Origin of the sequence: Phytopseudomonas punonensis (assembly GCF_900142655.1) — a bacterium.
GTDB classification, from domain to species: domain Bacteria; phylum Pseudomonadota; class Gammaproteobacteria; order Pseudomonadales; family Pseudomonadaceae; genus Aquipseudomonas; species Aquipseudomonas punonensis.
The window spans coordinates 109615-133124 of the sequence record NZ_FRBQ01000001.1; the positions used below are offsets into that span (position 1 = coordinate 109615).

Genomic DNA, 23510 nt, shown 5'->3' on the forward strand with positions numbered 1-23510 from the left:
ACGGGCCGTTGCGATGCGTTCGGCAGGGGGCCGATGCAAGTAAATCGCAAAAAGACTGACAGAGCATTCGCACTTCGCGAAAAAAGCGGGTATGGTGATCCCACTGTGCTGCATGTGTCACCGCGAATCGCTACATGATGCCTAGATTTCGATCCAAACATCGTCCGACTCCTAGTACTCGTTGCACTCAGTCCCGGCCTGGTTTTATCCAGGGCTGTTAATTTATTTAGTTCTTAGGAGACATCACATGTCCAATCGTCAGACTGGCACCGTTAAGTGGTTCAACGATGAGAAAGGCTACGGCTTCATCACCCCGCAATCCGGTGACGACCTGTTCGTACACTTCAAAGCTATCCAGAGCGATGGCTTCAAGAGCCTGAAAGAAGGCCAACAAGTGACTTTCGTGGCCACCCGTGGTCAGAAAGGCATGCAAGCAGAAGAAGTTCAGGTTGTATAACCTGCTTTAACTGTTAGAAAAAACCCCGCTTCGGCGGGGTTTTTTATGCCTGTGATTTGTGCCTGCCGCTTAGTTGCCTGAGCCGTGCGCCCGCTTTGCGAGCGCACGTTGACGATCAATCGTCGGCAATCACGATATTCGGCATAGCCTGCGTGGTACTCGACGCGATACGCGCGCCGACCAGGCGGGCGACCTGCTGATAGAGCATGGCGATCTGGCTTTCCGGGTCGGCGATGGCCGTTGGCTTGCCGCCATCGGCCTGCATGCGAATGGCCATCGACAGTGGCATCGAGGCCAGCAGGTCGACACCGAATTGCGCGGCCAGCTTCTCGCCACCGCCCTCACCGAACAGATGCTCGGCATGCCCACAGCTGGAGCAGATGTGCACGGCCATGTTTTCCACTACGCCAAGCACCGGAATGTTCACCTTGCGGAACATTTCCACGCCTTTCTTGGCATCGAGCAGCGCAAGATCCTGCGGCGTGGTGACGATCACCGCACCAGCCACCGGGACTTTCTGCGCCAGGGTCAGGTGGATATCGCCGGTGCCCGGCGGCATATCGATGATCAGGTAATCGAGATCGTCCCAGGCAGTCTGGGTGACCAGCTGGATAAGCGCACCGGAAACCATCGGGCCACGCCAGACCACCGGGGTGTTCTCGTCTGTCAGAAAGGCCATCGACATCACCTGAACGCCATGGGCTTGCAGTGGCACGAACCACTTCTGCTCGCGCACCTGCGGCCGCGTGCCTTCGGCAATGCCGAACATGATGCCCTGACTGGGGCCGTAGATGTCCGCATCGAGAATGCCCACCCGAGCGCCTTCACGGGCCAGGGCCAGGGCCAGGTTGGCGGCAGTGGTGGACTTGCCAACACCGCCCTTGCCGGAGGCCACGGCGATCACGTTCTTGACGTTGGCCAGCGCCGGCACCTGGGCCTGCGCCTTGTGCGCGGCAATCACGCAATTCACCTCGACAGTGGCGCTGCGCACTCCTTCGAGGTTCTCGATGGCCAGTTGCAGCATCTGCGCCCAGCCCTGCTTGAACTGTGCAGCGGCATAGCCCAGTTCCAGCTTGACGCTGACCTGACCGCCCTGCACGTCGATGGTGCGCACGCAGCCAGCGCTGAGCGGATCCTGGTCGAGATGGGGGTCGGTGTACTGGCGCAATACGGCTTCGACCGCAGCGCGGATATCAGCGCTCATGCTTGGCTCCGGAAATGACAGGAAAGGCGCCTATCCTACCCGAGCTGTTTGGCTGATGCAGGCTGGCGGCCACCTGAGCCGCCAGCACGCAAAACTCACTGCACGGGCTGGCCCGGCAGTGGCTTGAGATTTACCTCGACGCGGCGGTTCTGCGCACGCCCCTCGGCGGAGGCGTTGTCGGCAATCGGATTGTCCGGGCCGGCACCGCGATTGGACAGGCGCGAGCCGTCGATGCCCTGGGCGGTCAGGTAGCTCGTCACACTCTGCGCACGGCGCTCGGACAGCGCCATGTTGTGCTGGCGCGAGCCGGTGCTGTCGGTGTAGCCGACGATCTCGATGCTGTTGTTCTGGAACTGCTTAAACGAGGTGGCCAGGTTGTTCAGCGGCGCATAGAAGCTCGGTGCGATGTCCGCCGAGTCGGTGGCGAAGGTGATGTTGCCCGGCATGATCAGCTTGATGTCGTCACCCTGGCGCTGCACTTCCACGCCGGTGCCTTCCATGCTGCGCCGCAGCTCGGCCTCCTGACGATCGGCGTAATAGCCGTAGCCGGCACCCGCCGCCCCGGCCAGCACTGCACCGATGGCCGCGCCCTTGCCACGGTCGTTATGGCTGATCGCTGCGCCGACAGCCGCGCCGGCAAGCGCTGCCAAGCCGCCGTAGGTCGCGGTACGGTGACCACTGCCGCCGGGCGCCCCACCATCGACATTGTCATAAGGATTGCTGGAGGCACAGCCAACCAGCAGGGCCAGCGCAGTGGCACAGGCGAGCGGACGTAGAATTGCACGCATGGTTCATCTCCTGGAGGGAGAGCGGAAGGTAATCCTTGGAACCCGCTCACGCCTGTAAATTCAAGCCGATAGCCGCTGAATTTGCCCGCTGGCCGGAACGCGCCCGGTTACTTTATAGTGACCGACCACCCGCCAACCGATGACTGCCTGACAATGTCCCAAGCTCGCCAGATTCTCGTTACCAGCGCCCTACCCTATGCCAACGGTTCGATCCACCTTGGCCATATGCTCGAGTACATCCAGACCGACATGTGGGTGCGTTTCCAGAAGCTGCGCGGCAACCAGGCCATCTACGTGTGCGCCGACGATGCTCACGGCTCGGCGATCATGCTGCGCGCGGAGAAGGAAGGCATTACCCCAGAGCAGTTGATCGATGGCGTCAAGGCCGAGCACAGCAGCGACTTCGCCGACTTTCTGGTGGACTTCGACAATTTCCACTCCACCCACTCGCCAGAAAACCGCGAGCTGTCGGAGTCGATCTACAAGGCGCTGCGTGACAACGGCCACATCGCCACGCGTTCGGTGACCCAGTATTTCGACCCGGAAAAAGGCATGTTCCTGGCCGACCGCTTCATCAAGGGTACCTGCCCGAAATGCGCGACGCCGGACCAGTACGGCGACAACTGCGAGAAATGTGGCGCCACCTACGAGCCTACCGAGCTGAAAGACCCGCGTTCGGCGATTTCCGGTGCGGTGCCGGTGCTCAAGGACTCCAAGCACTTCTTCTTCAAGCTGCCGCAATTCCAGGAGATGCTCCAGCAGTGGACGCGCAGCGGCACCCTGCAGGAATCGATGGCCAACAAGCTCGCCGAATGGCTCGATGGCGGCCTGCACGAGTGGGACATCAGCCGTGATGCGCCCTACTTCGGTTTCGAGATTCCCGACGAGCCGGGCAAGTACTTCTACGTCTGGCTGGATGCGCCGATCGGCTACATGGCCAGCTTCAAGAACCTCTGCGCACGCCGCCCGGAGCTGGACTTCGATGCGTTCTGGAACAAGGACTCCAAGGCCGAGGTGTACCACTTCATCGGCAAGGACATCGTCAACTTCCACGCCCTGTTCTGGCCGGCCATGCTCGAAGGCGCCGGCTACCGCAAGCCGACCGCCATCAACGTGCATGGCTACCTGACCGTCAACGGCCAGAAGATGTCCAAGTCGCGTGGCACCTTCATCAAGGCGCGCACCTATCTGGATCACCTGAATCCCGAATACCTGCGCTACTACTACGCCGCCAAGCTCGGTCGCGGCGTCGATGACCTCGACCTGAACCTCGAGGACTTCATCCAGAAGGTCAACTCGGACCTGGTCGGCAAGGTGGTCAACATCGCCAGCCGCTGCGCCGGTTTCATCCACAAGGGCAATGCCGGTGTGCTGGTTGCCGCCAACCCGGAACCCGAGCTGTGGAATGCCTTCCAGAGCGCCGCGCCAGGCATCGCCGAAGCCTACGAGAGCCGCGACTTCGCCCGCGCCATGCGTGAAATCATGGCCCTGGCCGACCGCGCCAACGCCTGGATCGCCGACAAGGCGCCCTGGTCGCTGGCCAAGCAGGAAGGCAAGGCCGACGAGGTGCAGGCGATCTGCGCCTTGGGCGTCAACCTGTTCCGCCAACTGGTGATCTTCCTCAAGCCGGTACTGCCGAACCTGGCCCGCGATGCCGAGGCCTTCCTCAATGTCGCGCCGCTGGAGTGGAAGGACCTGACCACACTGCTCGCCGATCATCAGCTCAACCCGTTCACCCCGCTGCTCAGCCGCATCGAGCCGGCCAAGGTGCAAGCCATGGTCGAAGCCTCCAAGGAAGACCTGGCAGCCGCCGAAGCCCCCAAGGAGGACGCTCCCCGAGGTAATGGCGAACTGAAAAAGGATCCGCTGGCCGCGGAGATCGCCTTCGACGCCTTCGCTGCCGTCGACCTGCGCATCGCGCTGATCGAAAAATGCGAGTTTGTCGAAGGTGCCGACAAGCTGCTGCGCCTGACTCTGGATATCGGCGACGAGAAGCGCAACGTGTTCAGTGGCATCAAGAGCGCCTACCCGGACCCCAGCAAGCTGGAGGGCCGCCTGACGCTGTACGTGGCCAACCTGGCAGCACGCAAGATGAAGTTTGGCGTGTCCGAAGGCATGGTGCTGGCGGCCGGCCCTGGCGGCGAAGAAATCTACCTGCTCAGCCCCGACAGCGGTGCCAAGCCGGGTCAACGCGTCAAGTAACCGATCTGGAGCAAGGATGCTTATCCAAAGAACCTGGTTTCTCGCCACTGCCCTGGCCCTGCTGACCCTGGTCGGCTGCTCGCCGTCTGGGGACGGTCGCGCACCGGCAGGTGCAGCGCTGCAGGGTGAAATGGCGCAACCGGGCGCCTTTCTCGCCTACGAACACAGCGTCGGTATTCGCCTGCCGGTCGAGCAGGTCGAGCCACGCCTGGCAGCGGTACGTGACGCGTGCAGCAGCCAGCGTTTCGGCCAATGCGACCTGCTGGCCATCGAGCAGAGCCAAGGCCATTACCAGGCGGCCAGCATCACCGTGCGCATCGCGCCGGCGGGTGTCGAACCGCTGGTAGGTTTTGCGGGTGAAGGCGGCGAGCTGCAGAGCCGCCATACCCGCGCCGAGGACCTGGCTCAGGCAGTCAGCGATACCGAACAGCAGCGCCAACGCCTGGAGCGCCAGCAGAAAACCCTGCTGCTCTATCAGGCACGCACAGACCTGAGCGTCAGCGACATGCTCGCTCTGGCCCACGAACTGGCCGAGGTAGAGGTGCAACTGGCAGGCAATGCCCAGCAGTCGGCACAGCAGCAACGTCGCCTGACCACCAACCTGCTGACCATCAGCTTCAGCACCGAAGGCGAACCTGTTGGGCGCCTGGCGCGTATCGGCGACGCGGCAAGTGGCATGCTCGACAACGCCACCGAGGGCGCCACCGAAGCGCTCAGGCTGCTTGGCTACGGCATCCCCTTCGTGATCATTCTGTTCCCGCTCGCCCTGCAGGTTCGCTGGCTGTGGCGTAAAGCGAGCCGCGCACGCATCAAGGCATGAGTGAGCGCTGACGCGGCCGTGCCGCTGTACCGGGCGCGGCCCATGCCGGATAATGCCCGGCTCACGCGCCAGCCAGACCTGCAACAGCGATGATCGACTCCCGCCACTTCACCTGCCCGCACCGCCATGGGCCGCATCCGTGCCGGCGCGCCTGGGTGCGCCCATGAGGGACGCGCAGCGTATTGCCGCCATCGACGCGCTGCTGCCGCAGACGCAATGCGGCAAGTGCGGTCATCCGGGCTGCCTGCCCTACGCAGAGGGCATCGCCGCAGGTGAGGTGATCAACAAGTGCCCGCCCGGCGGTACGGCGACCCTCCATGCCCTGGCTGATCTGTTGAAGGTACCTGAGCTGCTCCTGGCACTGCCGGCGACGCCGCCCCAGGTGGCGGTGATCCGCGAGGCCGAGTGCATCGGCTGCACCAAGTGCATCCAGGCCTGCCCGGTGGACGCCATCGTTGGCGCGGCCAAGCTGATGCATACGGTGATCAACGATGAATGCACGGGCTGCGAGTTGTGCATCGCCCCTTGCCCGGTGGACTGCATCGACCTGATCACCCTGGCGCCAACCGAGGCCGAAGAGCAACGCGCCCGGGCCGACCAGTTCCGTACCCGCCACCAGAATCGTCTGGCCCGCCTGGCGCGCAACGATGCCCGTCGCCGCACGGCCCGCCCGGTACGTCCTGCGCCTGTAGAAGCGCCTGCTGTCGCGCCCCTGCAGCCCCACGGCGCTACCTCGCTGAAACAGGCGAAGATCGACGCCGCCATGAGCCGGGCCCGGCTGCAGAAGGCCTTGAAAGCCTTTGGTGATACGCCGGATGACAGCCAGCGCCAGCAACTGGCGGCCCTGCAACAGGCCGCCGAGCAGGATCAACGGCGTCTCGCTGAACTGCAGGCAACGTCCGAACAAGCAACCGCGAGCCCGGGCGAGCAGGCACTCAAGCAGGCCAAGATCGACCTGGCCAGCCACCGCATGGCCCTCAAAGCGGGCGAGCGCCGCGGGCTGGACGAGCAGGCTTTGGCGCCACTGCGCAGCGCCTACGCGGCCGCCCAACAGGCGCTACACCTGGCCGAAGAGCGCTGTGGCAAGCCCGCTCCAACGCGCTTGCTGGTCGACAAGGCAGGCATCAGCGCACAATGGCGCGAACTGAAAACTGATCTGGCCTATGCGCGTGCCGAACTGAACAAGCTACAGCGCGCCGAAGCACCCGATGCTGTCATGCTTAACAATGCCCGAGAGCGTCTTGCAGCCGCCGAACGCCGCCTGCAGGAACACACCAGCGCCAGCTAGCGCGCACTGACGAACCCTGATGCCAGACCATGAACGCCGCCAAACGCCTTGAAATCTTCCGCCGTCTGCACGAAGACAACCCCGAGCCAAAGACCGAGCTGGCCTACAGCACACCGTTCGAGTTGCTGATCGCCGTCATTCTTTCTGCGCAGGCGACCGACGTCGGTGTCAACAAGGCCACCGCGAAGCTGTATCCGGTGGCAAACACGCCCGAAGCTATCCTCGCCCTCGGCGTCGACGGGCTGAGCGAATACATCAAGACCATCGGCCTGTATAACAGCAAGGCCAAGAACGTCATCGAGACCTGCCGCATGCTCGTCGAGCTGCACGGCAGCCAGGTTCCCGATAACCGTGAAGCACTCGAGGCGCTGCCGGGCGTCGGCCGCAAGACCGCCAATGTGGTGCTCAACACCGCGTTTCGCCAGTTAGCAATGGCGGTCGACACGCATATTTTCCGGGTCAGCAACCGCACCGGCATCGCGCCCGGCAAGAATGTCGTCGAGGTCGAGAAGAAACTGCTCAAGTTCGTGCCCAAGGATTTTCTCCTCGACGCGCACCACTGGTTGATCCTGCACGGGCGCTACGTTTGCCAGGCGCGCAAGCCGCGCTGCGGCAGTTGCCGTATCGAAGACCTGTGCGAATACAAACTGAAAACCTCCGACGATTGAGGCTTCATACAGTTCTTGTATGGGCTGATTGAAAAAATCTTTTTTACTCGCCTCACATTTGGCTCTATAAGGTCGGCAAATGGCCCCTGTAGCCGGGAGTGAAGCGCATGAGCGGCAAAGAAGACCTGGAACTGGAAGACGACTTCGTCAGCGAAGACTCGGACAACAGCGAAGCACCTGTAGAAGTGGCGAAAACCAACCTGACCAAACGCCGCATCATCGACAATTTTCTCGAGGAGCGACGCCTGCACAAGCAGTTGGCCGAATACGATTTCGACCTGTAACAGGCAGCGCGATCACCGCCGAACGAAGAAGCCCGTATCGATCGATACGGGCTTCTTCGTCCAAGGCCTTGGTAAGCCTTGTGACTTAGAACCTGTTCACGATCTAGCGAGCTAGAGCGATACAAGGCAAAAACAAGCGAGGAAGCGGAGTTTACGAGTGGTAAATGAGCATTCCGAGCTTGTTTTTAACGCAGGAGCGCCGACGCGCAGCAGATCGTGAACAGGTTCTTACAACCCGTCGAGATAGCGCTCCACATCCAGCGCAGCCATGCAGCCGGCACCGGCCGAGGTGATCGCTTGGCGATAGACGCTATCTGCTACGTCACCGGCAGCGAATACCCCGGCAATAGTCGTCGCCGTCGCATTGCCTTCGCGCCCGCCATTGACCTGCAGATAACCATCCTTGAGTGCCAGCTGGCCTTCAAACAATGACGTATTGGGCGTATGCCCAATGGCCACGAACAGGCCATCGACGTGCAGCTCCCGAGTAGCGCCATCACGCTCGCGCAAACGCACACCCGTCACGCCTGAAGCATCGCCAAGCACCTCGTCTACCTCGGCATTCAGCGCCAGCACGATGCGCCCTTCGGCCACTCGCTCCTGCAGCTTGTTCTGCAGGATCTTCTCGGCCCGGAACGCGCCACGGCGGTGAACCAGCGTTACGCGGCTGGCGATTTTGGCCAGATACAGCGCTTCTTCCACCGCTGTGTTGCCGCCACCCACCACCGCCACTTCGCGATTGCGGTAGAAAAAGCCGTCGCAGGTAGCACAGGCAGATACGCCTTTGCCCATGAACGCCTGCTCGCTCGGCAAGCCCAGATAACGGGCGCTGGCACCGGTAGCGATGATCAGCGCATCGCAGCTGTAGGAAATGCTGTCACCGACCAGGGTGAATGGCCGCGCGGCGAGATCCACTGCCTGGATGTGATCGAAAACGATCTCGGTCTCGAAGCGCTCGGCATGGACCTGCATGCGCTGCATCAGCTCCGGGCCAGTCAGGCCGTGGGCATCGCCGGGCCAGTTGTCCACCTCAGTGGTGGTAGTCAGCTGGCCGCCAGCCTGTAAACCGGTGATCAGCAGTGGCTTGAGATTGGCGCGTGCAGCGTAGACCGCCGCGCTGTAGCCGGCAGGGCCGGAACCGAGAATGATCACGCGGGCGTGTCGGGTACTCGACATCAGTAACTCCTCACAGCGTAGCGCTGCAAAAAAAGCCGCCACCAACCAGGGCGGTCGGACTTCGGCGGCTATAAAGGGACGCGAGCAGAGTAGTCGCCACAGTCTCGTGCTTGGAAATGCGCTTTGCCAATTCCATGCATAGCCGCCGGCTATCAGCGCTCGACGCTTTCACCGGGACGGCAAAATGGGTAAGGTCGCGCCACGTTCACTGATTGGAGACACCCTCGATGCGCGCTCCTGTGCTGTCCGGTCCGCAATACCTCGGCGAAGGCCTGAAGCTGGTGATGAGCCCCGGCCTGCGCCTGTTCGTGCTGCTGCCGCTGGCGATCAACCTGATCCTGTTCAGCATGATGATCGGCTTAGCCGTGCAGCAGTTCAGCGGCTGGGTGGACGCTTTCATGCCGTCGTTACCGAGCTGGCTGAGCTTTCTGCAGTACATCCTCTGGCCGCTGTTCGTGGTGCTGGTGGTGCTGATGGTGTTCTTCACCTTCACCATGCTGGCCAATATCGTCGCCGCGCCGTTCAACGGGTTTCTCGCCGAGAAGGTCGAAGTGGTGGTGCGTGGCCAGGACAATTTCCCGCCCTTCAGCTGGGCCGAACTGATCGCCATGGTGCCGCGCACTCTGGGCCGCGAAGGGCGCAAGCTGGCGTATTTCCTGCCACGGGCACTAGGCCTGCTGATCCTCTCGTTCATCCCGGTGGTCAATTTGATCGCCGCGCCACTGTGGCTGCTGTTCGGCGTGTGGATGATGGCCATCCAGTACATCGACTACCCCGCCGACAACAACAAGGTCAGTTGGCAGGACATGCTCGCCTGGCTGCGCGAGAAGCGCTGGCAGTCCCTGGGCTTTGGCGGCATTACTTACGCAGCGCTGCTGGTGCCCTTCGTGAATATCGTGATGATGCCGGCGGCTGTCGCCGGCGCGACGCTGTTCTGGGTGCGTGAAGGTGGCGTGAGTTCGGGCGCCGGCACTGTCACGCAAACGCCACGCTGATGTCACAAACGCTACATGACGGCAGCCCAGACTGCTGTCATGAGCACTCCCCCGCTATTCATCGCCCTGGTCAGCGAGACCTACAGCCCGGAAATCAACGGTGTGGCCAATACCCTTGGCCATCTGGTCAACGGGCTGCGCGCACGCGGCCATCGCCTGCAAGTGATACGCCCCCGGCAGCACCACGATGCCCCGGCCGCGAATAATGAGGATCTGCTGCTCACCCGCGGCTGGCCGTTGCCCGGTTATCGCGGCCTGCAATGGGGTCAGTCGGCGCGCCATAAGCTGCTGCGCCTGTGGCGACGCCAGCGTCCGGATGTGCTGTATATCGCCACCGAAGGCCCACTAGGCCTGTCCGCCCTGCGCGCGGCGCGGCGTCTGCGCATACCGGTAATCAGCGGCTTTCACACCAACTTCCAGCAGTACACCGGGCACTATGGCATCACCTTGCTGACGCGCCTGCTAACCAACTATCTGCGCTGGTTTCACAACGCCTCACGCATGACCCTGGTGCCCAGCCTCAGCCAGCGCAGCGAGTTGCAACGCCGTGGCTTCGAGCGCCTGGAACTGCTCGCCCGTGGTGTCGATGCAGGGCTGTTCAACCCGGCCAGGCGTTGCGACGAATTGCGCCGCAGCTGGGGGCTGGCTGAGCAGGACATTGCCGTTTTGCATGTGGGCCGACTGGCTGCAGAAAAGAACCTGGACCTGTTGGTCAGCACCTTCAATGCACTGCAGCGGCAGTGTGCAGGAGCAACGCTCCGACTGGTAGTGGTCGGCGACGGCCCGCAGCGCGAGAGCCTGCAGAAGCAGTTGCCAGATGCACTGTTCTGCGGCATCCAGCGCGGTGAAACGCTGGCTCAGCACTATGCTAGCGGCGACATCTTTCTATTCCCCAGCCTTTCGGAAACCTTCGGCAACGTGCTGCTCGAAGCCATGGCGTCGGGGCTTGGTGTGGTCGCCTTCGATCAGGCGGCGGCTGCCCAGCACATCGAGGATGGCCACAACGGCATGCTAGCCAGCGCCGATGACCAGCGCACCTTCATCGAAGCGGCCGGCTGGCTGATCGAGAACAGCGAGAACCTGCGCCGGGTGCGCCTGAATGCGCGCCAGCATGCGGCCAGGCAGAGCTGGTCGAGCATCGTCGAGCAATTCGAAGAGCACCTGCATGGCGCATTACAGAATGGCGTGGCATTAAGCGCCGCGCGCAGCACCGCACTGGCGATCGAAACCAAACGCGCGCACTGAAGATACGAAGGGTGTGAACGGCGGGCCGATCGCTCGGCCCAGGAAATCAGGCCAAGGCTTTCTCGATGGCCTGGATCAGCGCAGGATCATCCGGCGCAGTGCGCGGCGAGAAACGCGCCAGCACGCGGCCATCCTGTCCCACCAGAAACTTCTCGAAATTCCAGGTGATGTCGCCTGGAAACTCGGCACCTTCGCCCGCCAACAGGCGATACAGCGGATGGCGAGCGTTGCCGTTGACCTCGAGCTTGCTGCTCAGCGGAAAGGTCACGCCGTAGTTGAGGCTGCAGAACTGCGCGATGGCCGCTTCGCTATCCGGCTCTTGCCCAGCGAACTGATTACACGGCACACCCAGCACGCTGAAACCCTGCGAGGCGTAAGTCTGCTGCAAACGCTCAAGCCCGGCATATTGAGGCGTGAGCCCGCATTTGGACGCGACATTGACCACCAGCACGACCTTGCCTTTGAGCGGAGCCAGCGGCAGCTCCTGGCCATCGAGTGCATGCAGGGTCAGGTCGTGAAAGGCGCTCATGATGTGGTGCTCCGGTAACGCAAAAGGCATGAATAAAACAGAAAATCGCCGAGCTAGTTAACGCTGGCAAGGTGCTCACCACGGATGGCTGGGCACAAAAAAGGCGCCTGAAAAGGCGCCTTTTCGTGACTGCAGCTTAGCAGTCACAGATGACCATCTGCCAGCAGCGACTAAGCGGCTGCCGACATACGGATCAGTGGTGATGACCACCTTCACCGTGCACGTGACCGTGGGCAACTTCTTCTTCGCTGGCATCGCGCACGTCAACGACCTTGACCGCGAAAGTCAGTCGCTGGCCAGCCAGCGGGTGGTTACCGTCGACAATTACGTCGTCGCCTTCCAGCTCGCGGATGGTGACGATCTGCATACCGCCATCCGGGCCGGACGCGTGGAACTGCATGCCAACTTCCAGTTCGTCGACGCCTTCGAACATCGAACGGTTCAGGGTGGCAACCAACTCAGCACTGTATTCGCCGTAGGCTTCTTCCGGCTCGACGGAAACGTTGACTTCGTCACCAGCCTGCTTGCCGACCAGGGCCTTCTCGAGACCGACGATGATGTTGCCAGCACCGTGCAGGTAGACCAGCGGCGCGCCGCCAGCGGAACTATCGATCACCTCACCGGCATCGTTGGTCAGGGTATATTCGATGGAAACGGCCTTGTTGGCGGCGATCTGCATGGGGCGAACCTTTTGCTCGAGGAAAATGAACGTGAGATTGTAACCAACGGCGGGGGCGAAAGCGACCCAAGCCCAGACGGGCGGGACGCAGCCGGGGTTACTCTGGTCGGTTTTGAGCAAGATCATGACGGCCATTGGGTAGCTGTCTTATCTTGTGGTCATACTCAGCACCTGCGCCATCAGCCGCCTTGGCAAAATCGCGCCTGGGTGCTTGATGCCGCGCAGCGCCATGCGCATATCGGCACGAACTTCACCTGTGGCTGGTGTGTCGCAACACTGGCTCCAACGCCTTCTGATGCTAAGGACTCTTGAATGCCCGCACGCAATATTCTGGTGATCAACTGCGGTAGCTCCTCGATCAAATTTGCCCTGGTCGATCCTGATCAGCAGCAATTCGCGATCAGCGGCCTGGCAGAGCGCCTCGGCAGCGCCGACGCTGCTTTGCATTGGCAGCGAGATGGCGTCAAACACACCCAGGCCATCCCCGGAGACGATCACCGCGCTGCGCTCGTTCACCTGCTGCAGCAGGTGCAGGAAGCAACAGGCGGCCAGCTGCATGGTATTGGTCATCGCGTGGTACACGGTGGCGAGCACTTCACCAGTGCCCAACGCTTGGACGATGAAGTGATCGCAGCGATTCGTGCAGTTGCGCCGCTGGCTCCGCTGCACAACCCGGCAGGCCTACTTGGTATCGAAGCGGCACTGGCCCTATATCCGCAGCTGCCACAAGTTGCTGTGTTCGACACCGCCTTCCACCAGAGCCTGCCCGAACACGCCTTCCGCTACGCCGTGCCGGAGCAGCTGTACCGCGACCACGGCGTACGCCGCTACGGTTTTCACGGTACCAGCCACCGCTTCGTCAGCGCCCGTGCAGCCGAACTCACCGGTCTGCCGGCGGACGACAGCGCCTGGCTGGTCGCCCACCTGGGCAATGGCTGCTCGACCTGCGCGGTGGTCAACGGCCAGAGCCGCGACACCAGCATGGGCCTGACACCGCTCGAAGGCCTGGTGATGGGCACCCGCAGCGGTGATGTCGACCCTAACCTGCACAGTCACCTGTCACGCACGCTGGGCTGGAGCCTGGAGCAGATTGATCGCATGCTCAACCATGACAGCGGCCTGCTCGGCCTGTCCGGCCTGTCCAACGACATGCGCAGCCTGGAGCAAGCACGTGACGAAGGGCATGCCGGCGCCACCCTGGCCATCGAAGTATTCTGCTACCGCCTGGCCAAATCCCTGGCGGCCATGAGCTGCGCTCTGCAGCGTCTGGACGGGCTGATCTTCACTGGCGGTATCGGCGAGAACTCGCCGCTGATCCGCAGCAAAACCGTCGCTCACTTAGGCCTGCTCGGCCTGAAGCTGGACGACACCGCCAACGATCGTTGTCTGCGCGGTGTCAGCGGCCCGATCAACGCGCAAAACCATACGCGGGTGCTGGTGGTGCCCACCAACGAAGAACGGCAGATCGCCCTCGACACGCTGGCACTGCTCGACTGATACGGAGAACCCCATGCACACCTTTTTCATCTCCCCGACCGGCTTCGGCGTCGGCCTCACCTCCATCAGCCTGGGCCTGGTCGGCGCGCTAGAGCGGGCCGGCCTCAAGGTCGGCTTCTTCAAGCCCATCGCCCAGCCGCACCAGGGCGACGCCGGCCCCGAGCGTTCCAGCGAGCTGGTTGCGCGCACCCACGGCCTGCATTCACCCAAGCCGCTGGCCCTCGCCCACGTCGAACGCCGACTCGGCGACGGCGACCTGGATGAACTGCTCGAAGAAATCATCAGCCTCTACCAGGAGGCCGCCAAAGACAAAGACGTGGTGATCGTCGAAGGCATGGTGCCGACGCGCCAGGCCAGTTACGCCGCGCGGGTCAACTTTCATCTGGCCAAGAGCCTGGATGCCGACGTGATTCTGGTCTCGGCGCCGGAGCAGGAAAGCCTGGGCGAGCTGTGCGACCGCGTGGAGATTCAAGCCCAGCAGTTCGGCGGGCCGAAGGACCCCAAGGTACTTGGTGTGATCCTCAACAAGATCCGCAGCGACGATGGCCTGGAAGCCTTCACCGCACGCTTGCGTGAACAATCCTCCTTGCTGCGTCACCCGGAATTCCGCCTGCTCGGTTGCATCCCCTGGCTCGACGAGCTGAACGCACCGCGCACCCGCGACATCGCCGAACTGCTCGGCGCCCGCGTACTCAACGCCGGCGACTACGAACAACGGCGCATGACCAAGATCGTGCTCTGTGCCCGCGCCGTGGCCAACACCGTGCAATTGCTCAAGCCCGGCACGCTGGTAGTCACGCCGGGTGATCGCGACGACATCATTCTTGCCGCCAGCCTGGCCGCCATGAACGGCATGCCATTGGCTGGCCTGCTGCTGTGCAGCGACTTCGCCCCCGACCCGCGCATCATGGAGCTGTGCCGTGGCGCCCTGCAGAGCGGCCTGCCGGTGATGACCGTGAGCACCGGCTCCTACGACACGGCCACCAACCTGAACCGCCTGAACAAGGAAATTCCGGTCGACGACAAGGAGCGCGCCGAGAAGGTCGCCGACTTCGTCGCCAGCCACATCGATCACGACTGGCTGGCCGCCCGTTGCGGCAGCCCGCGCGAGCTGCGCCTGTCGCCGCCGGCGTTCCGTTATCAACTGGTGCAGCAGGCCAAGGCTGCCAACAAACGCATCGTCCTGCCTGAAGGCGCCGAGCCGCGCACTGTGCAAGCCGCCGCTATCTGCCAGGCACGCGGAATCGCCCGTTGCGTACTGCTGGCCAAGCCCGAGGAGGTGCACAGCGTGGCCCAGGCCCAGGGCATCGAACTGCCGCCAGGGCTGGAGATTCTCGATCCGGATCTGATTCGCGAGCGCTACGTCGAGCCGATGGTCGAGCTGCGCAAGGGCAAGGGCCTCAACGCACCGATGGCCAGCGCCCAGCTCGAAGACACCGTGGTGCTCGGCACCATGATGCTGGCGCTGGACGAGGTTGATGGCCTGGTATCCGGCGCCGTGCACACCACCGCCAACACCATCCGCCCGGCGCTGCAGTTGATCAAGACCGCGCCCGGCTACAACTTGGTGTCCTCGGTGTTCTTCATGCTGCTGCCGGATCAGGTTCTGGTATACGGCGACTGCGCGGTAAACCCCGACCCTAACGCCGAGCAGTTGGCGGAAATCGCCCTGCAGAGCGCCAACTCGGCCCAGGCCTTCGGTATTCCGCCGCGGGTAGCGATGCTCAGCTATTCCACCGGTGATTCGGGCAGCGGCGAGGAAGTGGAAAAAGTCCGCGAGGCAACACGCATAGCACGCGAAGCCAACCCACAATTGCTAGTCGACGGCCCCCTGCAGTACGACGCCGCCGCCATCGAAAGCGTCGGCCGGCAGAAAGCCCCCAACAGCCCGGTAGCCGGTCGCGCCACGGTGTTTATCTTCCCGGACCTGAACACAGGCAACACCACCTACAAGGCCGTACAGCGCAGCGCCGACTGCATCAGCGTCGGCCCCATGCTGCAGGGCCTGCGCAAGCCGGTGAACGACCTGTCGCGCGGCGCGCTGGTCGACGATATCGTCTTCACCATCGCCCTGACTGCCATCCAGGCTGCCAACATGCGCCAGTGAAACGGGCCGATCCGAGCGCGGGTGACACACCCCGCATTCGGATCGACTTGCAGTTCCATCGCCAATCATTAATCTGTGCGCCAATTGCGGCCAGCGCTATAGCTGGCCGCCAACCTGCCTGAGGTTCGCACGTCCATGCTGCACTTTCTGCCTGCCCCGGTGCTCGGCCTTTTGGGTAGCGTCTCGCTGGCGCTCAATACCCTGTTCTGGTGCGTACCTCTGTTCACCGTCACGCTGCTGCGTATCCTGCTGCCACTGCCGATTGTGCAACGCGCCAGCGATCGCGTGATGACATTCATTCAGGAAGGCTGGATCAGCTGCAACAAAACCTGGATGCAGGTGCTGGGTAAAACCCGCTGGCACATCGAGGGTGACCAGAAATTCGACTATGAACATTCCTACCTGGTAACCAGTAACCACCAAAGCTGGGTGGATATTCTGGTGCTGCAGTACCTGCTCAACCGACGCGTCCGACCGCTGAAGTTCTTCCTCAAACAGGAACTGATCTGGGTGCCGGTTATCGGTTTGTGCTGGTGGGCGCTGGGCTTTCCCTTCATGAAGCGTTACTCGAAGCAATACCTGGCCAAGCACCCGGAAAAGAAAGGCAAGGATCTACAGACCACGCGACGCACCTGCGCCAAGTTCCGTAATAACCCGGTGGGCATCTTCAATTTCGCCGAAGGCACGCGCTTCACCCCCGCCAAGCATCAGGAGCAACAGTCGCCCTACCGCTACCTGCTCAAACCCAAAGCTGGCGGCCTGGCCTTCGTGCTCGATGCCATGGGCGAGCAACTGCACGGCATGATCAACGTCACGCTGCATTACCCGCAGGGTAGCCCCGGCTTCTGGACATTACTCAGTGGCCAGTTGGAGGATGTGGTCGTGGTCGTCGAACAGCTACCGATTCCCACACACTTCATCGGCCGCGCCTACGACCAGGATGAGATCTATCGCAAAGACTTCCAGCAGTGGGTCAATACGCTCTGGGAAGACAAGGACAGCCTGCTCGAGCGTTTGCATCAGCAACACCCCTAACGCTCAATTTTGCGGGCATAGATCGGTTTCGTAGAAACGATACTGTCGCCGCCCGCCGCGCTTGGCCGCATACATTGCCGTATCGGCAGCGCGCAGCAGATCTTCGACACTGCTGCCATCAGTCGGTAGGCAAGCGATACCGATGCTAACGCCAAGACCTGGCTGACCGCCCTCGCCCGCCCCTTCACTGACTACCTGCTGGATCAGTTTTTGCGCCACCGAGGCGGCCTCGGCCGGGTCACTCAGGCTGTCGAGGATCACCGTGAATTCGTCACCGCCGATGCGCGCCAGGCGGTCGTATGGCCTCAAGCAGGCCTTGAGCTGAACGCTCACCTGACGCAGTACTTGGTCGCCACGCTCGTGACCCAGGGTGTCATTGATGTGCTTGAAGCCATCCAGATCCAGATACAGCAAGGCGGCCTTCTGACCGGTGCGCTGATGGCGGGAGATCGAGGCCTGCAGCTCCTGCAGAAAGCCGCGACGGTTGAGCAGCCCGGTTAGGGCATCGGTAATGGCCAATGCTTCGAGCTGGTGATGCAAGTCGCGCACCCTCGACATATCCAGCGCGAGCAGGATCATCCCGTGGGCATCGTCGGGCAGCGGCGAACAGGACAGCGCCACCGGCACGACGCCACCGCCACGCGTATGTAGATTGGCATCGTGCAAACGCAAGTGCTCACGGCGCCGCCAATGCTCATAAAAGCTCGACTCCTGCCACTGCAGATGCCCAGGCACATCGACCCAGGAAAGTAATTCGCTGCCTGTAAGCTCGCCCTCCTGGCAGCCGAGCATCCGAGTGATCGCAGGGTTGGCAAAGCGTATGCGGCCATCATCGCCCACCACCAGAATGCCTTCAGCGGTATTGTCGAGGATCGACGCATTGAAGGCCCGCTCGCGCTCCAACTGCAGGCTCATGCGTCGCAGATCGCGGCGATACTGCTCATGTTCAAGCAGCGCACGTACCTTGTGGAGCAACATGGCGGGCTGGACAGGCTTGGCGATGAAATCCATCGCTCCGGCACCGTAACCTTGACCGAGAATCTCGTCAGTCTGGGCCATGCCGGAAACGAAGATGATCGGCGTGAATCGAGTGTGCGGATCAGCACGCATACGCCGCGCGACCTCGAAGCCATCCATACGCGGCATCTGCACATCGAGCAGCACCAGGCCCACGTGCCCCTGCGCCAGGTACTCAAGCGCTTCAGCGCCCGAATCAACACAGTGAACAGGCTGTTCGATGGCCTCGAGCAGCTCCTGCATGTCATCAAGATTGTCTTGCCGATCATCGACGACCAGTATTTCCAGCGGTTCTTCCCGATCCAGTAGCACCTCTACCTCCCTGCCTGCATCGCTTCACGGCTCGACCATTGATCAGCAGAGTCTAGCTCTCGCCTGCGCGGTAGCCACACCATCGAATCGACAGCCAAGAAAAACCCCGCCGAAGCGGGGTTTCAGGCAAGGATTTCAAATACGGCCGGACAGGATCACAGCGGCCGCAGGTTGATCTCCACGCGGCGGTTCTGCGCGCGACCTGCTTCATTGGCGTTGCTGGCAATCGGCTGGTTCGGGCCCGCGCCATAGGCAGAAATCCGCGACGAGTCGACACCATTAGCAGCCAGGTACGAGGCCACGCTCTGGGCACGGCGGGTGGACAGGCTCTGGTTCAGCTCGGCGGAACCGGTGCTATCGGTATGCCCAACGATGTTCACGCCGTTCTTGTTGAACTCCTTGAAGGTCAGCACCAAAGAATTCAGCGTCGGGTAGAAGCTGCTGGAGATATCCGCCGAGTTGCTGGCAAAGGTGATTTTGCCGGGCATTATGAGGGTCAGATCATTGCCGTTACGCTGCACCTGCACGCCGGTGCCTTGCAGCTGCTGGCGCAGTTTGGCTTCTTGAGTATCGACGTAATAACCGTAACCGCCGCCTGCCGCGCCACCTACTGCAGCGCCGATCAATGCGCCCTTCTTGCGATCTTTCTTACTCGAGGTAGCAGCACCGACTGCAGCACCAGCCAGCGCCCCTACACCGCCGTAGATACCGGATTTACCTGCCTGGCTTTCACCGGTATAGGGGTTGACTGTACAGCCGGACAACACAGCGAAAACTGCCGTTGCGGCAACCAGGGAGCGGAGTTTAATCATTGGGTAATCCTTAGTCGTGTTGCAGATGGAGGCATTCTTTTATTCGCGACTTCGAGCCGGCGAACGCAGTCAAGTTCCCCTCCAAGGCTAACAATCACGACGCAGAAAATCTGTAAGCACTTGTTTTTCAAGCTCTCACGAATGGATTTTCGCGCATCTCGTCACCCAAGCGAGTGTCTGGCCCGTGGCCCGTCACCACCGTGGCGTCCTCATCCAGGCGATACAGGCGCTGCTTGATGGAGCGCTCGATGGTCGCGTAGTCACCACCCCACAAGTCGGTACGGCCAATGCCGCGGCGAAACAGCGTGTCGCCTGCGATCAACAGCTTGGCCTCGGGAAACCAAAAGCTCATGGAGCCAGGCGTATGCCCCGGCGTGTGCAGCGCCACACCACAGCCACAGGCGAGCGCCTCGTCATCGGCAAGCCACTGATCGGGCGCAGGTACCGGCGTATAAGGAACGCCGAACATCTGGCACTGCATCTCCAGGTTGTCCCACAGGAACTGATCGTCCTTGTGCAGGTGCAGCGTCGCGCCAGTCTTTTCCTTCATCTGCCCAGAGGCCAGGAAATGATCGAGATGTGCGTGAGTGTGAATGATGCTCACCACCTTGAGGCCGTGAGCCTCCAAGCGCGCCATGATTAGATCGGGATTGCCGCCAGGATCGACCACGATGGCTTTACCAGTGACGGGGTCGCCAATAATTGTGCAGTTGCACTGCAGAGGGCCTACGGGAAAGGTCTCGCGGATTAACGCGGGTTTGGCGGTTTCCATACTGTATTCCTGTAACGCGAATGGCAGGCGAAGCATTGATTCTAACCGGCATAGCGCGTTCCAGCCGAGCCAGTTACCCGGAGCATCAGCACCCAACCGCGATTATTGAAGAGGCAATAAAAAACCGGCCCTAAGGCCGGCTTTCTGTTACTACGTTGCGATCAGCGAACGCCAGACTGTCGCAGTGCTGCCGGCGTGTAGTCGCTTTCCTTGGCCGGGTAGTCGAACTCGTAGGCCTTCTTCTCTTCGTTCTTCAGACCCAGAGCCAGATAGCGGCCGGAGAGCAGATCATGGATCACCTCGACGGCATACCACGGTACTTGCTTGTCGTAGTAGTACTGAGCGTGGGCTTCAGCTACGCGCCACAGGGTACCGCGACCGTCGTAGTGGTCGATGGCAGAGGCCTGCCAGGTATCCTCGTCGATATAGAAATCACGCTTGGCATAGATATGACGTTCGCCCTGCTTGAGGGTGGCAGTCACATGCCAGACGCGGTGTAGCTCATAGCGCGTCAGATCCGGGTTCAGGTGCCCGGCCTTGACGATGTCGGCGTACTTCAGCTTCGGCGAATCGAGACGGTAGCTGTTGTAAGGAATGTAGATTTCCTTCTTGCCCAGCAACTGCCAGTCGTAACGATCAGGTGAACCGTTGTACATGTCGAGGTTGTCGGAAGTACGCAGGCCATCGGCTGCAGTACCCGGGCCATCGTAGGACACCTGCGGCGCACGACGCACACGACGCTGACCTGCGTTGTACAGCCACGCCATGCGCGGCTCTTTTACCTGGTCGATAGTTTCGTGCACCAGCAGCACGTTACCGGCCAAACGTGACGGCGCCGTTACCCGCTGCTTGAAATAGAACAGAATGTTGCTTGGTTTACTGGTGTCGGCATCCTTCATCATCGCTCGGAAGGCGAACTCTTCTTCCAGGCTGACGGGGCTGAACGAGCCATTGGCCTGCGGCGTCACCTGCACAACGTGGCGGCGTACGCTGGCGCCACGGTAGCGAGTGATGTGGTTCCAGATCGCTTCCAGACCGTCCTTCGGAATCGGGAACGGATTGGCCAGCTGGAAGTTCTCCAGCCCCTCGCCGCCCTGAATCAGCTTGGCGTTGGTAGCATTCTGCTTGGTAGCCGCAATGATGTTATCCGGCACCGTCGCCGTACGGTGGGTGGTGTAAACCGGCATCCGGTAGGTTTCCGGATAACGCTTGAACATCGCGTACTGGCCAGGCGTCAGCTTGTCCTTGTACTGCTCGACGTTCTGCGCGGTGATGGTGAACAGCGGCTTCTCGTTAGGGAACGGATCAGCAAGGAAGCCACCCGAATCCACCGCACCAGCATTGACCGGCAGTCCACCGGTCCAGGCCGGGATGCTGCCGTCGGCATTACCGGCCTTCTCAGCACCGATAGGCGTCAAGGTATTACCCAGCTTGGCCGCCTCGTCCGCCGATACTGCCGCCATCACACCGGTGGCTAACAACGACAATGTCAGAGCGCCTGTTTGCAACAGCCTTTTTGTTGTTTTCATAAATGCGTTTTCCTATGAATACGGGCGCTTAGAAGTTCATACCGAAGCTGAGGGCCAGAAAGTCACGATCAACCAGCGTATTGTATTTGCCACCGAAGAAGTCGGTGTAAGCGAGGCTGGCGGTATAGGTATTCTGATACTCAGCATCCAGCCCCAAACTCACAGCTTTTGCGCCTTCAGTGAACAAGCCATTGGGCCCGTAACCGCTCACATCGTGAGACCAGGCAACATTGGGCTTGAGGTTCACACCAGCAAATACATCTGGATACTCCCAAATCGCACGTGCACGGTAACCCCAAGAGGTACTAGTGACGAACCCATCGTTTTCGCAATATTTAGAAACGTTCTTCCGTGATGCGCCACCGAGTGTAGATCCGTTAAGCGTTTCACACGTATTTACGAAAGTTCCAGGTGCAACTTGTGTTGGCTGTAGTGGCCCAGGGCCGAACACGGGATCACGACCATAGCGAGCCTCGGACGTACTTTCCAACCCCCCGACATGCACAACACCTATTTCTCCAACAACCGTAAAGCGGCTAGCCCCCATAACCTGATCAAAGAAATGTGTAAAGGTTGTCTGGAATTGAGTAATTTCCTTCCTACGATAACCATTCAGATCCTGGCCTGGAGCGCCGTCCAACACAGACGCATTACCGAATAGCCCTCCCAAAGAACCTACGCCAGCAAAAAGAATATCAGTGGTATTAAGCTGAACGGGAGCATTTGGGCGATAGCTTATCTCACCGCTCCATGCTGTTCCCGTAGGCAAAGTGGTAGAAAAACTCAAACCATAGAGCTGTATGTCCTCAGGATACTCAATAAAGTACCGAGAAGATCCTGCCACAGCAAGAGGCCTTAAATTTGCCGGATTATTTGCACCTAATACGGGTATATTCGGCAACCCAGCATTAATGGCATTCAGCTGCGCCTGCGTGGCGCTACTGCCGCTAAAAACGGGATTTCGGCTGTGGTAATTCATGAAATAAGCACCAAACTCGGTATCGAGGGGTGCAAAATAATACCTAAATGCCGTTCCCCATTGACCGCTATCGGATGGATCCTTATCACCACCACGCCTTACAAGAACGCCTTCTTCATTGGCATCTACACCAAACGCCCCCAAGGCTCCCAAAGCAGCCGGGCTTAAGGAAGATGCTTGCCGAAGCACTCTCAAATTGTTATCGCATCCATCAGCAACAATGTCTGCTTGGGAGAAAAAAGTACCGCAGTTCTCTACAATTGTCTGGTCCCACTCTAGCTGATAGAAAAACTCAGCAGATAGATTTTCCGTCAACCCCTGAGAAACATAAAACATATTAACAGGAATCAACGCTTCTTTAATTTCAGCCCCTGGGCGACGAAATGCAGCAACATCAATAGGATTTATAGAATTGATGCTATTCTGCAAAAAGGTGCTTTCACCCCAACTGACAACTTGTTTACCGAGACGAACAGACCCTGGCTGATCTGCTATGGAATAATTGTGATAAACAAAAGCGTCGAGCAACTGCGCACCGGATGATTTCGCTCCCTCTTTACGATTAGAGTCGCTAATCTCCTTAAACTCACGCCCTTCATCTTTTAACTCGAAGTCGTACCAGTATTTGCCTCGAACAAAAACACCAGTATCTCCGTACTTCAATTCAAGATCATGGATACCCTTAAAAATCTTGGAGAACGTCTCACCACGCTTAAAATTGAGGTGCCCATCATCAGACGTTTGCGACAGTCCACGCCCTCCGTTATTCGACCCAATCAAATCCTTGTCAGGCGAAGCCGTCGACCAACTAGCCCCCACCGACAGCGACGAGTCGAATTGACCTTCGATTTCCCCAATATTGAAGTTCACTGCGAATGCCGGGCTGGCAAGAGTTGATGCGAGACTGACGGCCAGCGGCAGTTTTGCCAGACGCCAGAACGGCCTTGTTGTGTTGGTCATCGACGCTACTCCATTTGTTTTTGTTATGGCTGATTGACTAGATCCAGCGAGCCTTGCCAGATGGTGCTTGCAGTGCCCGAGACACTCTGGCTCGCCGGTTTAGACAGATCAGATCCATCCGTGACAAGCCAAGAATGGCCTGAAACCAGCAATTA

22 protein-coding genes are annotated in these 23510 nt (G+C 60.6%); 12 read left to right on the top strand and 10 right to left on the bottom strand.

Features of this window, described 5'->3' with window-relative positions:
* Positions 1 to 247 precede the first annotated feature (247 nt).
* Positions 248 to 457: a cold-shock protein gene (locus BUC40_RS00505; protein ID WP_004423761.1), complete on the top strand. Its 210-nt coding sequence runs from the start codon at positions 248 to 250 to the stop codon at positions 455 to 457.
* 115 nt (positions 458 to 572) lie between these two features.
* On the opposite strand, the gene apbC is transcribed toward BUC40_RS00505, so the two are convergent.
* Together apbC and BUC40_RS00515 are read right to left on the bottom strand one after the other, a co-directional pair.
* Positions 573 to 1661, bottom strand: coding sequence for an iron-sulfur cluster carrier protein ApbC (gene apbC, locus BUC40_RS00510; RefSeq protein WP_073261519.1), 1089 nt, complete (start codon positions 1659 to 1661; stop codon positions 573 to 575).
* A gap of 95 nt (positions 1662 to 1756) precedes the next feature.
* Positions 1757 to 2449: a YiaD family glycine zipper/OmpA-like lipoprotein gene (locus BUC40_RS00515; RefSeq protein ID WP_073261521.1), complete on the bottom strand. Its 693-nt coding sequence runs from the start codon at positions 2447 to 2449 to the stop codon at positions 1757 to 1759.
* A 153-nt stretch (positions 2450 to 2602) separates the two neighbouring features.
* Between BUC40_RS00515 and metG the strand changes: the two genes are divergently transcribed.
* From metG to BUC40_RS22855, 5 genes are all read left to right on the top strand, one after another.
* Complete coding sequence (gene metG / locus BUC40_RS00520; RefSeq protein WP_073261523.1) at positions 2603 to 4651, top strand: methionine--tRNA ligase; 2049 nt, start codon at positions 2603 to 2605, stop codon at positions 4649 to 4651.
* Between the two features lie 16 nt (positions 4652 to 4667).
* Positions 4668 to 5471, top strand: a complete 804-nt coding sequence (locus BUC40_RS00525; RefSeq protein ID WP_073261525.1) for a DUF4349 domain-containing protein — start codon at positions 4668 to 4670, stop codon at positions 5469 to 5471.
* Positions 5472 to 5634: 163 nt separating this feature from the next.
* Complete coding sequence (locus BUC40_RS23200) at positions 5635 to 6759, top strand: RnfABCDGE type electron transport complex subunit B (protein ID WP_073263806.1); 1125 nt, start codon at positions 5635 to 5637, stop codon at positions 6757 to 6759.
* Positions 6760 to 6788: 29 nt separating this feature from the next.
* Positions 6789 to 7427, top strand: a complete 639-nt coding sequence (gene nth, locus BUC40_RS00535) for an endonuclease III (protein WP_073261526.1) — start codon at positions 6789 to 6791, stop codon at positions 7425 to 7427.
* A gap of 107 nt (positions 7428 to 7534) precedes the next feature.
* On the top strand, positions 7535 to 7711 hold the full coding sequence (locus BUC40_RS22855) for a PA3496 family putative envelope integrity protein (RefSeq protein WP_167369128.1): 177 nt from the start codon (positions 7535 to 7537) through the stop codon (positions 7709 to 7711).
* Positions 7712 to 7939: 228 nt separating this feature from the next.
* On the opposite strand, the gene trxB is transcribed toward BUC40_RS22855, so the two are convergent.
* A complete protein-coding gene (gene trxB, locus BUC40_RS00540) occupies positions 7940 to 8887 on the bottom strand; it encodes a thioredoxin-disulfide reductase (RefSeq protein ID WP_073261528.1) in 948 nt (315 codons plus the stop codon).
* A gap of 227 nt (positions 8888 to 9114) precedes the next feature.
* Between trxB and cysZ the strand changes: the two genes are divergently transcribed.
* Both cysZ and BUC40_RS00550 read left to right on the top strand, forming a co-directional pair.
* Entirely contained in the window at positions 9115 to 9882 is a 768-nt protein-coding gene (cysZ, locus tag BUC40_RS00545) for a sulfate transporter CysZ (protein ID WP_073261530.1), read from the top strand.
* Positions 9883 to 9921: 39 nt separating this feature from the next.
* Entirely contained in the window at positions 9922 to 11127 is a 1206-nt protein-coding gene (locus BUC40_RS00550) for a glycosyltransferase family 4 protein (protein ID WP_073261531.1), read from the top strand.
* 46 nt (positions 11128 to 11173) lie between these two features.
* Here BUC40_RS00550 and BUC40_RS00555 read toward each other — a convergent pair whose 3' ends face one another.
* Both BUC40_RS00555 and BUC40_RS00560 read right to left on the bottom strand, forming a co-directional pair.
* Positions 11174 to 11656 carry a glutathione peroxidase gene (locus tag BUC40_RS00555; RefSeq protein WP_073261533.1) on the bottom strand — a complete coding sequence of 161 codons (483 nt, stop codon included), beginning with the start codon at positions 11654 to 11656 and terminating at the stop codon, positions 11174 to 11176.
* 193 nt (positions 11657 to 11849) lie between these two features.
* The gene (locus BUC40_RS00560) at positions 11850 to 12335 is read right to left on the bottom strand and encodes an FKBP-type peptidyl-prolyl cis-trans isomerase (protein ID WP_073261535.1); all 486 of its coding nucleotides are present in this window, start codon (positions 12333 to 12335) and stop codon (positions 11850 to 11852) included.
* On the opposite strand from BUC40_RS00560, the gene BUC40_RS00565 reads away from it, so the two are divergent.
* The 4 genes from BUC40_RS00565 (at position 12228) to BUC40_RS00580 (ending at position 16974) form a co-directional block, all read left to right on the top strand.
* Positions 12228 to 12647, top strand: coding sequence for a DUF3565 domain-containing protein (locus BUC40_RS00565; protein ID WP_425272900.1), 420 nt, complete (start codon positions 12228 to 12230; stop codon positions 12645 to 12647). The two genes, BUC40_RS00560 and BUC40_RS00565, sit on opposite strands and share 108 nt — an antisense overlap.
* Entirely contained in the window at positions 12648 to 13832 is a 1185-nt protein-coding gene (locus BUC40_RS00570; RefSeq protein ID WP_073261539.1) for an acetate kinase, read from the top strand.
* Positions 13833 to 13845: 13 nt separating this feature from the next.
* Positions 13846 to 15939, top strand: coding sequence for a phosphate acetyltransferase (gene pta / locus BUC40_RS00575; protein WP_073261541.1), 2094 nt, complete (start codon positions 13846 to 13848; stop codon positions 15937 to 15939).
* Between the two features lie 135 nt (positions 15940 to 16074).
* Positions 16075 to 16974 carry an acyltransferase gene (locus tag BUC40_RS00580; protein ID WP_073261543.1) on the top strand — a complete coding sequence of 300 codons (900 nt, stop codon included), beginning with the start codon at positions 16075 to 16077 and terminating at the stop codon, positions 16972 to 16974.
* Between the two features lie 3 nt (positions 16975 to 16977).
* Here the strand turns inward: BUC40_RS00580 and BUC40_RS00585 are convergent, their stop codons facing one another.
* From BUC40_RS00585 to BUC40_RS00605, 5 genes are all read right to left on the bottom strand, one after another.
* A complete protein-coding gene (locus BUC40_RS00585) occupies positions 16978 to 18303 on the bottom strand; it encodes a GGDEF domain-containing response regulator (protein WP_073261545.1) in 1326 nt (441 codons plus the stop codon).
* A 155-nt stretch (positions 18304 to 18458) separates the two neighbouring features.
* Complete coding sequence (locus tag BUC40_RS00590) at positions 18459 to 19115, bottom strand: YiaD family glycine zipper/OmpA-like lipoprotein (RefSeq protein WP_083593283.1); 657 nt, start codon at positions 19113 to 19115, stop codon at positions 18459 to 18461.
* 127 nt (positions 19116 to 19242) lie between these two features.
* Positions 19243 to 19887 (bottom strand): MBL fold metallo-hydrolase, encoded by a 645-nt coding sequence (locus BUC40_RS00595; protein WP_073261547.1) that lies wholly within the window; start codon positions 19885 to 19887, stop codon positions 19243 to 19245.
* A gap of 161 nt (positions 19888 to 20048) precedes the next feature.
* Positions 20049 to 21416 (bottom strand): DUF1329 domain-containing protein, encoded by a 1368-nt coding sequence (locus BUC40_RS00600; RefSeq protein WP_073261549.1) that lies wholly within the window; start codon positions 21414 to 21416, stop codon positions 20049 to 20051.
* 28 nt (positions 21417 to 21444) lie between these two features.
* On the bottom strand, positions 21445 to 23355 hold the full coding sequence (locus tag BUC40_RS00605) for a DUF1302 domain-containing protein (RefSeq protein WP_073261551.1): 1911 nt from the start codon (positions 23353 to 23355) through the stop codon (positions 21445 to 21447).
* Positions 23356 to 23510 lie beyond the last annotated feature (155 nt).

Coding starts and splice junctions, on each gene's coding strand:
- BUC40_RS23200 (WP_073263806.1), top strand. CDS start 5,635: ATGAGGGACGCGCAGCGTATTGCCGCCATCGACGCGCTGCTGCCGCAG.
- BUC40_RS00590 (WP_083593283.1), bottom strand. CDS start 19,115: ATGATTAAACTCCGCTCCCTGGTTGCCGCAACGGCAGTTTTCGCTGTG.
- metG (WP_073261523.1), top strand. CDS start 2,603: ATGTCCCAAGCTCGCCAGATTCTCGTTACCAGCGCCCTACCCTATGCC.
- cysZ (WP_073261530.1), top strand. CDS start 9,115: ATGCGCGCTCCTGTGCTGTCCGGTCCGCAATACCTCGGCGAAGGCCTG.
- BUC40_RS00515 (WP_073261521.1), bottom strand. CDS start 2,449: ATGCGTGCAATTCTACGTCCGCTCGCCTGTGCCACTGCGCTGGCCCTG.
- BUC40_RS22855 (WP_167369128.1), top strand. CDS start 7,535: ATGAGCGGCAAAGAAGACCTGGAACTGGAAGACGACTTCGTCAGCGAA.
- trxB (WP_073261528.1), bottom strand. CDS start 8,887: ATGTCGAGTACCCGACACGCCCGCGTGATCATTCTCGGTTCCGGCCCT.
- BUC40_RS00505 (WP_004423761.1), top strand. CDS start 248: ATGTCCAATCGTCAGACTGGCACCGTTAAGTGGTTCAACGATGAGAAA.
- nth (WP_073261526.1), top strand. CDS start 6,789: ATGAACGCCGCCAAACGCCTTGAAATCTTCCGCCGTCTGCACGAAGAC.
- BUC40_RS00570 (WP_073261539.1), top strand. CDS start 12,648: ATGCCCGCACGCAATATTCTGGTGATCAACTGCGGTAGCTCCTCGATC.
- apbC (WP_073261519.1), bottom strand. CDS start 1,661: ATGAGCGCTGATATCCGCGCTGCGGTCGAAGCCGTATTGCGCCAGTAC.
- pta (WP_073261541.1), top strand. CDS start 13,846: ATGCACACCTTTTTCATCTCCCCGACCGGCTTCGGCGTCGGCCTCACC.
- BUC40_RS00550 (WP_073261531.1), top strand. CDS start 9,922: ATGAGCACTCCCCCGCTATTCATCGCCCTGGTCAGCGAGACCTACAGC.
- BUC40_RS00580 (WP_073261543.1), top strand. CDS start 16,075: ATGCTGCACTTTCTGCCTGCCCCGGTGCTCGGCCTTTTGGGTAGCGTC.
- BUC40_RS00600 (WP_073261549.1), bottom strand. CDS start 21,416: ATGAAAACAACAAAAAGGCTGTTGCAAACAGGCGCTCTGACATTGTCG.
- BUC40_RS00560 (WP_073261535.1), bottom strand. CDS start 12,335: ATGCAGATCGCCGCCAACAAGGCCGTTTCCATCGAATATACCCTGACC.
- BUC40_RS00555 (WP_073261533.1), bottom strand. CDS start 11,656: ATGAGCGCCTTTCACGACCTGACCCTGCATGCACTCGATGGCCAGGAG.
- BUC40_RS00605 (WP_073261551.1), bottom strand. CDS start 23,355: ATGACCAACACAACAAGGCCGTTCTGGCGTCTGGCAAAACTGCCGCTG.
- BUC40_RS00525 (WP_073261525.1), top strand. CDS start 4,668: ATGCTTATCCAAAGAACCTGGTTTCTCGCCACTGCCCTGGCCCTGCTG.
- BUC40_RS00595 (WP_073261547.1), bottom strand. CDS start 19,887: ATGGAAACCGCCAAACCCGCGTTAATCCGCGAGACCTTTCCCGTAGGC.